This window comes from Streptomyces sp. NPDC001502, assembly GCF_042894785.1.
Taxonomy (GTDB): Bacteria; Actinomycetota; Actinomycetes; order Streptomycetales; family Streptomycetaceae; genus Streptomyces; species Streptomyces kutzneri.
In genome coordinates, this window is sequence record NZ_JBIAVW010000002.1 from 502,168 (window position 1) to 515,187 (window position 13,020).

The 13,020-nt window shown below is 73.8% G+C and carries 12 protein-coding genes; 7 read left to right on the forward strand and 5 right to left on the reverse strand.

Annotation, left to right across the window (positions count from 1 at the left end; genetic code table 11):
• Positions 1 to 2: 2 nt before the first annotated feature.
• The 4 genes from ACFY0D_RS04705 to ACFY0D_RS04720 are packed head-to-tail and all read left to right on the forward strand — an operon-like array spanning position 3 to position 3,625.
• Entirely contained in the window at positions 3 to 941 is a 939-nt protein-coding gene (locus tag ACFY0D_RS04705) for an ABC transporter permease (protein WP_390796940.1), read from the forward strand.
• Positions 929 to 1,861 carry an ABC transporter permease gene (locus ACFY0D_RS04710; RefSeq protein ID WP_390796941.1) on the forward strand — a complete coding sequence of 311 codons (933 nt, stop codon included), beginning with the start codon at positions 929 to 931 and terminating at the stop codon, positions 1,859 to 1,861. Before ACFY0D_RS04705 ends, ACFY0D_RS04710 begins: the two co-directional genes overlap by 13 nt.
• Before the next feature lie 4 nt (positions 1,862 to 1,865).
• Entirely contained in the window at positions 1,866 to 2,969 is a 1,104-nt protein-coding gene (locus tag ACFY0D_RS04715; protein WP_390796942.1) for an ABC transporter ATP-binding protein, read from the forward strand.
• Complete coding sequence (locus ACFY0D_RS04720; RefSeq protein WP_390796943.1) at positions 2,966 to 3,625, forward strand: HAD family hydrolase; 660 nt, start codon at positions 2,966 to 2,968, stop codon at positions 3,623 to 3,625. Before ACFY0D_RS04715 ends, ACFY0D_RS04720 begins: the two co-directional genes overlap by 4 nt.
• A gap of 9 nt (positions 3,626 to 3,634) precedes the next feature.
• On the opposite strand, the gene ACFY0D_RS04725 is transcribed toward ACFY0D_RS04720, so the two are convergent.
• On the reverse strand, positions 3,635 to 4,144 hold the full coding sequence (locus ACFY0D_RS04725; RefSeq protein ID WP_390796944.1) for a hypothetical protein: 510 nt from the start codon (positions 4,142 to 4,144) through the stop codon (positions 3,635 to 3,637).
• An 86-nt stretch (positions 4,145 to 4,230) separates the two neighbouring features.
• On the opposite strand from ACFY0D_RS04725, the gene ACFY0D_RS04730 reads away from it, so the two are divergent.
• The 3 genes from ACFY0D_RS04730 (at position 4,231) to ACFY0D_RS04740 (ending at position 7,499) form a co-directional block, all read left to right on the forward strand.
• On the forward strand, positions 4,231 to 5,316 hold the full coding sequence (locus ACFY0D_RS04730) for a DUF2330 domain-containing protein (protein WP_390796945.1): 1,086 nt from the start codon (positions 4,231 to 4,233) through the stop codon (positions 5,314 to 5,316).
• 22 nt (positions 5,317 to 5,338) lie between these two features.
• Positions 5,339 to 5,926 carry a hypothetical protein gene (locus ACFY0D_RS04735; protein ID WP_390796946.1) on the forward strand — a complete coding sequence of 196 codons (588 nt, stop codon included), beginning with the start codon at positions 5,339 to 5,341 and terminating at the stop codon, positions 5,924 to 5,926.
• 127 nt (positions 5,927 to 6,053) lie between these two features.
• The gene (locus ACFY0D_RS04740) at positions 6,054 to 7,499 is read left to right on the forward strand and encodes an amidase (protein ID WP_390796947.1); all 1,446 of its coding nucleotides are present in this window, start codon (positions 6,054 to 6,056) and stop codon (positions 7,497 to 7,499) included.
• A 214-nt stretch (positions 7,500 to 7,713) separates the two neighbouring features.
• Here the strand turns inward: ACFY0D_RS04740 and ACFY0D_RS04745 are convergent, their stop codons facing one another.
• The 4 genes from ACFY0D_RS04745 to ACFY0D_RS04760 form a co-directional block, all read right to left on the reverse strand.
• Positions 7,714 to 8,451 (reverse strand): class I SAM-dependent methyltransferase, encoded by a 738-nt coding sequence (locus tag ACFY0D_RS04745; protein ID WP_390796948.1) that lies wholly within the window; start codon positions 8,449 to 8,451, stop codon positions 7,714 to 7,716.
• Between the two features lie 65 nt (positions 8,452 to 8,516).
• Positions 8,517 to 10,139: a carboxylesterase/lipase family protein gene (locus ACFY0D_RS04750; protein WP_390796949.1), complete on the reverse strand. Its 1,623-nt coding sequence runs from the start codon at positions 10,137 to 10,139 to the stop codon at positions 8,517 to 8,519.
• A 177-nt stretch (positions 10,140 to 10,316) separates the two neighbouring features.
• Positions 10,317 to 11,222 (reverse strand): 5'/3'-nucleotidase SurE, encoded by a 906-nt coding sequence (surE, locus tag ACFY0D_RS04755; RefSeq protein ID WP_390796950.1) that lies wholly within the window; start codon positions 11,220 to 11,222, stop codon positions 10,317 to 10,319.
• Positions 11,223 to 11,338: 116 nt separating this feature from the next.
• Positions 11,339 to 12,592, reverse strand: a complete 1,254-nt coding sequence (locus ACFY0D_RS04760) for an MFS transporter (RefSeq protein ID WP_351153072.1) — start codon at positions 12,590 to 12,592, stop codon at positions 11,339 to 11,341.
• Between the last annotated feature and the right edge of the window lie 428 nt (positions 12,593 to 13,020).

Below are 13,020 nucleotides of genomic sequence, written 5' to 3' on the forward strand. Positions count from 1 at the left end.
ACCTGCCGACCCCCCCCCGGGCGTTTTGGGGGTCCCCGCGCTCGTACTTTTTTCCCCCCCCCCCCCCCCCGCGGCCGGGGGGGCCCCCCCCCCCCGGCCCCCGCGGCCCGCGCACCTGGCTCGCGACCCTCCCGCTGCTCACCTTCACCGGCCTCTGCTTCGGCATCCCGCTCGGCGCCATGGCCTACGGCGCGGTCACCCGCACCGACCCGGCGAGCGGCGCCACCCAGGTGACCGGCGAGCACCTCGCGCGCTCCCTCCAGGGCCCCTACCTCGGCTCCCTCATCGGCAGCGTCCAGCTCTCCGCCCTCACCGCACTCGTCGGCGGCGTCCTGGGCGTGGTGATCGCCCAGGCCGTGGTCACCTCCCGCTCCGCGGGCCTGCGCAGCGCCGCGCTGACCGCCTCCGGGGTGCTCGCCAACTTCGGCGGCGTACCCCTCGCGTTCGCCTTCATCGCCACCGTCGGAATCTCCGGCGTCGTCACCCAGCTCGCCGACCTCACCTCCCTCGGCTGGAACCTGTACTCCTTCACCGGCCTCACCGTGGTGTACCTGTACTTCCTGATCCCCCTGATGGTGCTGGTGATCGCCCCGGCGCTGGACGGACTGCGCCCGCAATGGCGCGAGGCCGCCCAGAGCAGCGGGGCCACCGGATGGCAGTTCTGGCGCCATGTCGGCCTGCCCGTGCTCGCGCCCTCCCTGCTCGGCGGGTTCGTGCTGCTCTTCGGGACCGCCTTCGCCGCCCACGCCACGGCCGCGGCCCTCGTCGGCGGCTCCGTCCCCCTGGTCACGCTCAAGATCGCGGACGCGCTGTCCGGGAACGTGCTCACCGGCCAGGAGAACGTGGCGCTCGCCCTCGGCCTCGACATGATCCTGATCGCCGGCCTGGTCATGGCGGTCTACCTGCCCCTCCAGCGACGGAGCGCCCGATGGCTGCGATGACCTCGACCACCCGGTACTCCGACAGCGCCCGGGACACGGGAGCACCGGAGGCCGGAGCCCCGGCACGGACCCCGGCCCGCCGGCCCCGCCCCAGGATCTGGCGCGGAGCCGTCCTCGCCCTCGCCGGCGCCTACTTCCTCGTCCCGCTCGTCGCCTCCTTCGTCTTCACCGTGCACGTGCCCGGCCAGGGCATCACCTTCGAGGCGTACACCGAGCTGCTCTCCGCCGACGGGTTCACCGAGAGCCTGCTGCTCTCCCTCGGCCTCGCCGCCGCGACCATCGCCCTGTCGCTGCTGCTCGCCGTACCCGCGCTGGTGGCCGTACGCATCGGCTCCCCGCGACTGCGTCCGGTCGTCGAGGTCATGTGCATGCTGCCGCTGGTGGTGCCGCCGATCGCGCTGGTCACCGGAATCACCACCGTGCTGCGCTGGGGACCGGAACACCTGTCACGGACCCCGCTGTACCAGACCTTCATCGCCGTCCAGAACGAGAACTTCCCCGTCGTCCTGGTCCTCGCCTACACGGTCCTGGCGCTCCCCTTCGTCTACCGCTCGCTCGACGCGGGCCTGCGCGCCGTCGACGTACCGACCCTGGTCGAGGCGGCCCGCAGCTGCGGCGCGAGCTGGCCGTACGTCGTCCTGCGCGTGCTGCTGCCGAACCTGAGGGCCTCGCTCGCCGGCGCCGCCTTCCTCACCCTGGCCCTGGTGCTCGGCGAGTTCACCATCGCCTCCCTCCTCGGGTTCCAGCCCTTCGCCGTGTGGATCGTCTCGATCTCCGGTGCGCAGGCCCGGATGTCGGTGGCCGTCTCCATCCTCAGCCTCCTGATCACCTGGCTGCTGCTGATCGCCCTCTCCCGGGCCGGGACCACCCCCTCCACGGCCGCGGCCGCACCCGCCACCACCTCCCGCAAGGAGTCCTGAGCCCATGTCCACCACGCCCACCACCCTTCCCGCGGCCAGGAAGCCGGCGGATCCCGACCGGCCCGCGGGCGCGCGCGTCGAATTCCGCGGCCTGCGCAGGGCGTTCGGGTCCACCGTCGCCCTCGACGGGCTCGACCTCACCGTCGAACCCGGTGAACTCCTCGCCCTGCTCGGCCCGTCCGGCTGCGGGAAGACCACCGCCCTGCGCGTCGTCGCCGGTTTCGAACAGCCCGACTCCGGCGAGGTCCTCGTCGACGGACAGGACATCACCCGGGTCCCGGCCAACCGCCGCGACGCCGGCATGGTCTTCCAGTCCTACAGCCTCTTCCCGAACCTGAGCGCCCGCGACAACGTGGCCTTCGGCCTGCGGGTACGCAAGGTCGGAGCGGCCGAGCGCCGCGAACGCGCCGCCGAACTCCTCGACCTGGTGGGCCTGCCCGACCACGGCGACCGCTACCCGCACCAGATGTCCGGCGGCCAGCAGCAGCGCGTCGCCCTCGCCCGCGCCCTCGCCCTGCGCCCGCGTGTACTCCTGCTCGACGAGCCGCTCTCCGCGCTCGACGCCAAGGTACGGGCCAACCTGCGCGAGGAGATCAGGCGCCTGCAGCTCTCCCTCGGCATCACCACCGTCTTCGTCACCCACGACCAGGAGGAAGCCCTGTCGATGGCCGACCGGGTCGCCGTCCTGAACGCCGGGAAGCTGGAGCAGTGCGCCGCCCCGGCCGAGCTGTACGACCGCCCGGCCACCCCCTTCGTCGCCGAGTTCGTCGGCACCATGAACCGGCTGCCCGGCAGGCTCACCGACGCCGGCCTGGTGGAGGTGGCGGGAGCCCGCCTGCCCGTCGACGGCCCGGTGCCCACGACGCCGCAGGTGCAGGTCCTCGTACGCCCCGAGAACGTCACCGTCACCGCCGACGCCGAGGGCACGGCCATCGTGGTCTCCGCCTCCTTCTTCGGCTCCGTGACCCGGCTCCACCTGGAACTGCAGGGCGGGGTGGCCGTCAAGGCCGACCTGCCCTCGCGGGACGCCGGAGCCCTGGTGCCGGGAGCGCGCGCCGCCGTGGGACTGGCCGCACGGCCCGTGCTCGTCGTGGCCGGCTCCGCGTGAGCGCCCTCGCCGCGGTCCTGTTCGACATGGACGGCACCCTCGTCGACACCGAGGTGCTGTGGTGGCGCACCACCGAGGAGATAGCCGGCGGCCTCGGCCACCGGCTCACCGACGCGGACGCGCCGGAAGTCGTCGGCCGCGCGGTGGAGGACACCGCCGCCCACCTCGTACGGGTCTCGGGAGCGGGAGACCCCTCCGAGGTGGCGGCGGCGCTCACCGAGAGCTTCTTCCGCGGGGTGGAGGCCGGGGCGCCGATGCGGCCCGGCGCCCAGCGGCTGCTGACCGCACTGGAGGCGGAGGGCGTGCCCTTCGCCCTGGTCAGCGCGTCACCGCGGGTCGTCGTCGACTCGGTGGTCGGGGGCTCCCTGGCCCATGTCCCCTTCGCCTTCACCCTGTCCGCAGACGACACCGCCCGCACGAAGCCGCACCCGGACCCCTACCGGGAGGCCGCCGGGCGCCTCGGCCTCGCACCGCGGGCCTGCGTCGCGGTGGAGGACTCGCCGGACGGCGCCGCCTCCGCCGAGGCCGCCGGCTGCGCGGTCCTGGTGGTCCCGTCCCTGCTGGCGGTCCCGGCGTCACCGCCGCGGACCTTCGCCGAGTCCCTGGAGGACGTCACCGTGGCCCGGCTGCGGCACTGTCTGACGGCGGCCGGCTGACACCCGGACTCAGGCCGGCAGGCCGAGGATGTCCAGGAGGCCCTCCGCGTAGGCGGCGGTCCCCGAGCCCGGGTCGGCGGCGATCTCACGGCGGAACCCGTCCACACCCGTACGGATGAAGGCGGCGCACTGCCCGTGCAGTCCGGCCTCGTGGGTGCCGCCGTCGTCCACCGTGCACAGCAGGGCCAGCAGGGTCCACAGCAGGGCCTCACGGGTCGCCCGCCGGGGCGGATGCGCGGCCCACACGGCCATCAGGACACCGCACACCGCCGGGGCGGGCGGCTTCAGGTGCTCCGCGAAGAAGACATGCCCCTCCAGCGCGTGGAACGCGGAGGGATGCCCCTCGGCGGCATCCCGCACCGCGTCCACCAGATGGCCCGCCGAGCGGCCGCAGCCGCACTCGATGGACTCCCAGTCGTGCCGCGCGATCTCCGCCACCACGGCATCCGGAACCAGCGGGCTGCGCAGCACCGCGGACCGGCGCAGCAGAGCCTGCTGCCGCTTCTCGCTCCCCGTCATGGGGCACAGTATGAGGCCAGGCCGGAGCCGTCGGCGAGGGGGGTCGGAACCGGATCACAGGGTCCGTCGTCTGAGACCCCGTGTGGATGAAACGAAGAATTCCGGCCCTGCTGTCCGCCCTGCTCATGACCCAGCTGGGCGCACTGGTCAACCCCGCCTACGCGTGCGGGTGCGGGGCCATGATTCCCGACGGCCAGTCGCGGATCGGCGTCGACCGCGAGACCTCCGTCGTGCGCTTCGACGGCCGCACGGAGCAGATCGTCATGCGGTTCACCGTCGGCGGGGACGCCCACCGGGCCGCCTGGATCATGCCGGTACCGAGCCGGGCCACGGTGGAGCTGGGCGACGGCGAGATGTTCGACGAACTGGGCCGGCTCACCCGGCCCGAGCACAAGACCCGCGGCTACTTCTGGCCGCGCGACCGCGACTGGCCCTTCTCCACGGGCATGCGGGACAGCGCCGGAGCCCCCGCGCCCGGCGCCGCCGCGCCACCGGTCGGTGTCGTCGGCCGCGAGCAGCTCGGTGACTTCGACGTCGCACGGCTCACCGCCACCGACCCGGACGCCCTGAAGAACTGGCTGGAGAGCAACGGCTTCAAGCTCCCCGACCGCCTCGCCACCGAGGTCAAGCCGTACGTGGACCAGCACTGGGAGTACGTGGCGGTACGGCTCGCCCCGCGCGCGGGGGACAAGCCTCTGCGCGGCGACCTGGACCCGCTGAGGATCCGCTTCGGCAGCGACCGGCTGGTCTACCCGATGCGGCTCTCCCGGATGGCGAAGACACCGCAGTCCCTCGGCCTGTACGTCCTCGCCGACCACCGCATGGAGCCCGCCTCCCCGATCGGCGGCTCCGCACCCGAGGTGACCTTCGCCGGGACCATCCACCCCGAGACCGGCCCGCTCGCCGAACTGGCGGGCGCCGAGCCCGTCTTCCTCACCGCCATCGACCAGCGGTTCCCCGTGCCGAGCCGCATCGACGCCGACCACGAACTGCGCGCCACGGCCAAGGACACCCCGTACCGCAGGGCGGTCTACCACGACGAACTGCTCACGGTGGGCGGCGTCCCGCTCTGGCTCCTGACGCTGGCGGCCGCCGTGGCGGCACTGACCGCTTCGTCCGTCGCGGTGCTCCGCATCCGCAACCGCCGCCCGGGCCCGGCCACGGCGTCCTGACCCGGACGCCTACGCTCTGACCATGCCTTCCGTACGGTACGTCTCCCCAGCAGTGCCGGCGCGCCCGAGCCGCCGCCCGCGTTCCCGTCGCGTCCTCGCGGCGCTGGCGCTCGGTGGTGCCGTGTGCTGCCTCCTCGCCGGCTGGGGCGCGTACCGCCTGTGGAACGGCGCACCGTACCCCGAGGTCGATCCCCAGGCCGTCGCCGCACGGCTCGGTGCGGAGGCCGGGCGCGTCGAGGACGATCTGGCCCTGCCCGTCCGGTCCGGCCCGCTGCCCGACCGGGTGGAGACGGGAGCCTGTTACCACCGGGGACTGCGCTCCATCGCCCACATCGACGAGGCCCGAAGGGACGTCCGCACCTTCAGTCTCGAACGGGAGACCACCGGCATTCCTCAGGACACCGCCCGCACCGCTCAGGAGCGCGTCCGCTCCCGGCTGTCCAGGCAGGGCTGGAAGCTCATCGGCCAGAACATCTCGGACATGGGCTTTCGTTATGAGAACCAGCAGACCGGCGACCAGGTCCATGTGGACTGGTACGAACCCACCGGGACCCTCGCCGTCCGCGTCCACGCGCCCTGCGGGAAGATCCCCGACGGCCACCCCCTGTAGGTGCGCCGCCCGGCACGCCTGACCCGCCTGTACGCCGCCTCCACCCCTGCCGGGGTTGACGCGCGAGCGCCGGGACACCAGCCTTGCACCGGAGTTACCGAGAGGTAAGGGGAAAAGGGTGGTGTCCGTGGCAGACGACGGCGTACGAGGGCACGAACACGAACAGGACCAGGACGACGCGGAGTTGATGTTCCAGGGGGTCGCACGCCAGGCCGAGCTGGTGCGCACCGGCAAGACCACCTCACGCGCCCTCGTCGAGGCCGCGCTGCGCCGCACGGCCCGGACCGATGCCGTCCTCGGGGCCTTCCGCGTCGTCCTCGCCGAGCAGGCCCTCGCCGAGGCCGATGCCCGTGACGCGACGGAGCCGACCGGCCCGCTCCACGGCGTGCCCATCGCCGTCAAGGACGAACTGGACGTCGCGGGTCAGGTCACCACCTTCGGCGGTTCCGCCAACCGGACCCCCGTCACGGCCGATTCCGAAGCGGTACGCCGCCTGCGCGCCGCCGGAGCCGTCGTCATCGGCAAGACGACGATGCCCGAGTTCGGCCAGTGGCCCTTCACCGAATCCGCCGCCCACGGTCACACCCGCAACCCCTGGGACACCACCCGCACCCCCGGCGGCTCCAGCGGCGGCAGCGCCGCCGCCGTCGCGGCCGGACTGGTCGGGGCCGCCCTCGGCGGCGACGGCGGCGGATCCATCCGCATCCCGGCCGCCTGCTGCGGTCTGTTCGGCCTCAAACCCCAGCGCGGCCGCGTCTCCACCGCCCCGAACCCGCACCTCTGGTACGCCCTCGGCACCGTCGGGCCGCTGACCCGCAGCGTGGGCGATGCCGCGCTGCTCTACGACGTGCTCGCCGGCACCACCCCCACCGACCGCTGGAGCGCCCGCCCCGCGACCACCAGCTGGGTGCAGGCCCTGGAGACCCCGCCCGGCCGGCTGCGCATCGGCTACTCGGTCAAGCCGGCCGTGCCCGCGGTGCGCCCGCATCCGGAACACGTCGGGGCCGTCCTGGAGTCCGTACGGGCGCTGCGCGAACTGGGCCACGACGTACGGGAGGTCGACCCCCGCTACCCCGACGCGACGGCCGCGTTCGCCGCGCAGTTCTGCGGTGGGGTGCGGGCGGAGGCCGACGCCGTCGAGCGTCCCGACCTGCTGGAACGGCGCACCCGACAGACCCTCGCGCTCGCCCGGCTGGTCCCCGAATCCGCCGTGGAGCGCGGGATCCGGGCGGGGGAGCGGCTGGCGGAGCGCGCCGACCGCATGTTCACCACCATGGACCTGCTGCTGACCCCGGTCGTCGCCGAGCGCCCGCGCCCGGTGGGCGCGCTGGACGGTGCCGGGCTGCTGACGGCGCTGGCGCGCTCGCGCCCGATGGTCGCCTACACCGCACTGTGGAACGTCACAGGACACCCGGCGGCCTCCGTCCCGGCGGGCCTCGGCGAGGACGGTCTGCCGCTCGCCGTGCAACTGGTGGGCCGCCGGGACGACGAGGTGACCCTCCTGCGGGTCGCGGCGCAATTGGAGGAGGTCCGGCCGTGGGCGCAGCGACGCCCCCGGCCACCGTCCGCCTGACGGCAGGACACCCCTAGGGGGCGTCTTGCCGGTCAGGCCGGGCTCGCGGTGTCCGGCACGCACGCTCGCCGCGTTCTCGTCGGTCGCCGACGCTCCGCGTCGACTCCCTCCTCGGCCTTGCGATCTTCCCCTCGGCCCTGGCGGGCCTGGGGAGGCCCCATGGCACCGGCCACCGCTCCCTGATCCGCCCCGCCCGACAGGACACCCCCCGGGGCTATGACCCGGCGGGGCGGCGGAGCAGGGCCGTCCAGAGGAAGGGCTCGCCGAAGAGCGGGGACTCGGCGGGCTCGTCCCGCATCCGGCGCAGCTCGACCTCGGTCAGGTCGCCGAAGATCGCCCGCAGGGACTCCGGGGTGTAGGCGAGTCCACCCTGGAGACCCGCCTCACGGTAGAACTCCTCGTCGGGGATCTCGGATCCCATCGCGCCGGCCGCGAAGCAGGTGAGCGCGAGATGGCCGCCGGGCGCGAGGGACCGTTCGAGGAGGGCGAGGTAGCTGATGCGGCGGTGGGGCGGCAGGTGGTGGAAGCAGCCCGAGTCGTAGACCAGGTCGTACGGGCCGCTCAGCGTGGTCGCGGCGAGGTCGAAGGCGTTCCCGCGGTGGAACCTGATCGCGGCACCCGCCTCGCGGGCCCGCTCCTCGCCCCAGGCGATGGCCGCCGGCGACAGATCGACGGCATCCACCTCGAACCCCCGGGAGGCGAGGTACAGCGCGTTGCGGCCCGGACCGCAGCCCAGGTCGAGGGCGCGGCCCGGGGCGATCAGGCCGCGGTCGAGGTACGCGACCAGGTTCTCGTCGGGCTTCGGCACGAAGAACGGGACCGGCTTGGAGCGGTCCGCATAGAAACCGTCCCACCAGGACGCCCCGTCGGCCGTCCACCGGTCGGCCTCCGGTGCGAAAAGGCCGTCCAGCAGCTTCAGTACGTCCTCGACCGTGCGTATGTTCCGGTCCATCCGGCCCCCCTCTCCCGCTGATCCAATTCTACTTCCCGACCGGTCGGCCGGGGCGGGGCGGGGCGTCAGAGCCGCTGCGGAGGCTGCGTCCGCCAGAACGCGCAACTGTGGTCCGCCCCGAACGACGTGGTCGTCCGCGTCGCCGCCGGGTCCAGGGTGAGCACCGTGGCGGCTCCGGCACCGGCACCGGCACCGGCCGGCGGCCACGGGGTCTGGCCCGCCACCCCAGGGGCGCCGAAGCGGGCGAACGCCGCCCAGTAGCGCTTCATCCGGTTCCCGAGCGCGACCTGCACCGGCGTCAGCGGGCGCTCGCCCATCGTGAAGTCGTGCAGATAGGCCAGCTCCGCACTGTGCGCGTTCGACTCGTCCAGGCCCGGCACCTGCGCGCCCGCCAGCGTCGGCGACCGCGGGTCGTCGAACTCGTAGACGTACGTCGGCACCTGGGCCGCGAACAGCTGCGCCGTCCACGCGGTGTGGCACGCGAAGGTCGAGTCCGTCATGACCGCGGACAGCGCCAGATACGGCGACCCGTACTTCGCCACCGGATAGCGCGCGAGCACCTCGGGCCCGGCCGCCCCGTGACCGGCCAGGATCTGCGCCGTGTACTGCTCGGCGGTCAGGTACGGCTGCGTCAGGGCCACGAAGAAGCGGGCCTCGGAGCGGGTGCTCCCGATCAGCACCGGCACCTTGTTCCACGCACCGCTCCCGATGGCCTGCGCGGGAGCGACCGGCAGCAGCCCGTCACCGGAGGCCGGACCGCGCGTGGGCAGCGTACGGGCCGCCTCGACCAGCGCCGCCCCGGAGACGGCGCGCAGGCAGGCGGCCACCTCGGCGGAAGCGGTGCAGCCCGCCCGCGCGGCGAAGGACCGCGCATCTCCCTCGGCGTCCGCGCTGTCCGGCGTACCCAGCAGCGTGCACGGACCGCTCTGCAGCACGGCCCGGTGGAACAGGCCGGCGGCCGGCGGGGCCGCCAGCAGCGCGCAGACGGAACCGCTGCCCGCCGACTGCCCGGAGATCGTGACGCTCCCCGGATTCCCGCCGAACGCGCCGATGTTCTCCCGGGTCCAGCGCAGCGCCGCGAGCTGGTCCATCAGCCCGAAGGACCCGGAGCGCAGGGCGTTCTCCCGGCCGAGCTCGGGCAGCGCGAGATAGCCGAGCTGCCCCAGCCGGTAGTTGATGCTGACCACCACGCTCTGCGTGAGGTCGGCCATGGTCCGCCCGCCGAACTGGGTGCCCGTCCCCTGGCTGTACGCACCCCCGTGCATCCAGACGATCACCGGGAGCCGGGCTCCGGGGCGGGCGGTCCGGGGCCGGTACACGTCCAGGTACAGGCAGTCCTCGCTGACGGCCGCCGGATCGCTCAGGCCGAAGGGCGAGAACTGCAGGCACGCGGGGGACTGCCGGGTGGCCTCCCGCACCCCGTGCCACCGGGGCGCGGGCGCGGGGGCCCGTAGCCGCGCGTCCCCGACCGGGGGAGCGGCGTAGGGGACGGCGAGGAACTCCTGCGCGCCGTCGCGGGACTGGCCGCGCAGGGCGCCCTGCGCGACGGTGACCACCGGGTGCGGTGATCCGCCGGACGGCGACGCCGCCGTCGCCGCGGGTGGTGCGGAGGCGAGCAGTGCCACCAGGGCAAGTGCGGTACCGAGCAGGGACCTTGCCGAGGGCAGCCGTTTCCCGGGCCTCTTCATCCGTCCTCCTGGAATGTCGCCGGTGCGTGCCGATGTCGTGCCGGGGTGGTTCCGGTGTCGTGCCGGGCGTAGAGCCGGTGTCGTGCCGGGGGTGGTTCCGGTGTCGTGCCGGGGTGGATCCGGCCCTGACCGGCCGGGGCGGAGCGGGGTGCGGGGCTCCGCCCCGGCCGGGACCCGTCAGGGGCGGAGCCCGGCGATCAGTGCGGAGGTCGCGGCCTGGTCGGCCGGCCCGGTGTTCCAGTTGGCGTTCATCGGGCTGACGGCGATCCGGCCGGCGGTCACGGCCTCGACGTCACCGCCCTTGGCGGCGGGCCGCAGGTCGACCTTGACGGTCACCTTCCACGTGCCGTCGCCCGCGTCGGTGAAGTCCGGTTCGAGCAGGGTCTGCGGATCCTGGAAGGTCGAGGACACGCCCGCGGCCGTTCCCTTGCCGTCCGCGCCGACCACCGGGTGGTTGACGTTCAGGCCGACGCCCTTGGGCAGCAGCGGCCCGGACCGGGCCCGCGCCCGGAGCCGGTCGATCAGCTTGACCGCGAAGTCGAGCGTCGGACCCATGGCGTTGACCGTGGTGACCGGGTCGGGCGCGGTGACGCCCCCGGTGCTGAGCGCGATGGACGGTACGCCGTGCTCCAGCCCGGCGACGGCGCCGCCGACCGTACCGGAGTGGGTGGCGAGACCGGCCACGTTGGGGCCGAAGTTGGTGCCCGAGACGACCAGGTCGGGGGCGTCCCCGGCGAAGACCTCGGCGAGCCCGAAGGCGACGGAGTCGCCGGGGGTGCCGTCGACGGCCCAAACCTTCGGCTCGGGGTGCTTCACGGCGATCGTCGGGGCGCTCATCATCTTCGTGCCGGTGCCGCTCTGGTTGGTGAGCGGGGCGACGATCGTGACGTCGTGCCCGGCGGCGGTCAGCCGCTCGAAGGCCTTGCGGATGCCCGGGGCGTTGTAGCCGTCGTCGTTGGTGAGCAGGATCCGCAACGGGCCGGCGGGTGCGGTCTGCGGCGCGGCGACCGCCGGGGCCGTACCGGCCAGGGCCGGCGTGCACAGCAGCAGTGCGGCCAGCGGCAGAACTCGCTTGCGTCTCACAGGGTGCTCCTTGGGAGGGGAGGGAGTCGAGGGTGGGCAGGGGTGGGGACCGGCGGGCGCACGACCCTCGGCGTGCGCCCGCCGGAGCTGCGGACGGGCGGGCCCGGGGGAGGGGGTCAGCGCACGCTGCGGATCGGGAGGATGGCGAGCGCGCCGACCAGCGAGAGGGCCCCGCCGACGAGGAAGAGCGGGGTGTAGCCGCCCAGGCCGGTGACGACGGCCGAGGCGACGAACGGGGCGATGATCTGCGGCCCGGCGTTCGCGATGTTGAGGACGCCCATGTCGCGGGCGGCGTCCTCGGCCCGCGGGAGGACCAGGGTGACGAGCGCGGTGTCGACGGCCATGAAGCAGCCGAAGGCGAGCCCGTTGAGTGCGCTGAAGACGAGCATGCCGGTCCAGGTCGGGCTGATCACGGGGACCACCATGACGAGCCCGGCGAGGGCCGCCGATACGCCGACGAACACCTTGCGGCGGTTCCAGCGGTCGGACAGCAGACCACCCACCACCGTGGAGACGGCCATCGCGACCATCGACACCGGGGTGAGGACGGCCATCGCGGCGGGCGGGGTCAGTCCCTCGGGCAGCGTGATGTGGTCCCCGAGGATGTACAGCTGGTAGCCGACGACGGAGAAGTAGCCGAGGACCATCAGGGCCCGGCCGATGAAGGCCCACCGGAAGTCGTGGTTGGCCAGGGCCGAGAGGAAGGCGGCCAGTTGGGCGCCTTTGGGCCTGGCCGGAGCCTCGGCGGCGGGCTCGGTGCGCGGGACGTCCCGGCAGAAGACGCTGAGCAGCAGGGCGGACCCGGCGACGACGGCGCCGAGGACGAGGTAGCCGGTGCGCAGCTGGTCCGCGGTCTGGGAGGCGATGAGCACGCCGGCCGTACCGCCGATGGGCAGGCCGAGCCCGACCAGCGCGGACGCGGTGCCCCGGCGGGCGGCGGGGATCCGGTCGGGCACGATCGCGGTGACCGCCGCCTGGAAGACGTTCATGGTCGCCTGGATGAGACACCAGCCGATGCCGACGAGGAGCGCCGTGGTCGCGCTGCCGAGGGCGGCGAGGAGGGCGAGCGAGGCCAGGCCACCGCCGATGATCCACGGGTTGCGGCGCCCGCTGCGGTCGGAGAGGGCGCCGGCGATGGGGTTGAAGGCGGTGGCGAAGACCGCGCTGACGCCGCCGATCAGGCCGAGTACGGCGACCTTGTCGTCGGGGGCGATCGCGGCGACCTGGGTGGGCAGCAGGACGGAGCCGACGCCCATGTAGAGCGCCATCATCGCCGAGTTGGCGACCAGCAGGAGGGGCAGGAGGCCTCGCCGGGGGGCGGGCTCCCCGGTCGGGGGTACGGACGGTTCGACGACTTCGGGCGTGGCCATGACGACTCCTCGGGGGACGGAGCGGGGAGGTGGCGTGCGAGGGAGAGAGGGGCGGCCCGTGAACGGGCGCGGGACGGCGTCGCCGTCGGGACGTGCGGTGGCGGACGTCGTTCGTAACGTGATGTTGTTACACGTGTCACCAAGTGCGGTGGACACTGTGTAGCACCCATTTCCGGGCTCCGCCAGGCCCTACGGCGCGTCGTTGTGCAGATCGTGACCGTCGGGAGGAGTCGGCGTGGCATGACGTGTAACCACCCTGTCGCGGCCATCGGGTGCGGCAGATCTGTCGAGAAACCCTCTTGCTCTTGTGGCGGTCGTGATGCATCGGCAATACTCCGTGCCGCACCGCGACGATCCTTTCGCCGGCAGGCTTCCCGCCCGCCCGGCGTCGCCGGGTGCCGTGCGTCGGCCGCCGTGTTCCCGTGGCT

Bases quoted from the DNA above. Each gene is read 5' to 3' on its own strand.
- ACFY0D_RS04710 (WP_390796941.1), top strand. From the start codon at position 929: ATGGCTGCGATGACCTCGACCACCCGGTACTCCGACAGCGCCCGGGAC.
- ACFY0D_RS04760 (WP_351153072.1), bottom strand. From the start codon at position 12,592: ATGGCCACGCCCGAAGTCGTCGAACCGTCCGTACCCCCGACCGGGGAG.
- ACFY0D_RS04715 (WP_390796942.1), top strand. From the start codon at position 1,866: ATGTCCACCACGCCCACCACCCTTCCCGCGGCCAGGAAGCCGGCGGAT.
- ACFY0D_RS04730 (WP_390796945.1), top strand. From the start codon at position 4,231: ATGAAACGAAGAATTCCGGCCCTGCTGTCCGCCCTGCTCATGACCCAG.
- ACFY0D_RS04750 (WP_390796949.1), bottom strand. From the start codon at position 10,139: ATGAAGAGGCCCGGGAAACGGCTGCCCTCGGCAAGGTCCCTGCTCGGT.
- ACFY0D_RS04725 (WP_390796944.1), bottom strand. From the start codon at position 4,144: ATGACGGGGAGCGAGAAGCGGCAGCAGGCTCTGCTGCGCCGGTCCGCG.
- ACFY0D_RS04745 (WP_390796948.1), bottom strand. From the start codon at position 8,451: ATGGACCGGAACATACGCACGGTCGAGGACGTACTGAAGCTGCTGGAC.
- ACFY0D_RS04735 (WP_390796946.1), top strand. From the start codon at position 5,339: ATGCCTTCCGTACGGTACGTCTCCCCAGCAGTGCCGGCGCGCCCGAGC.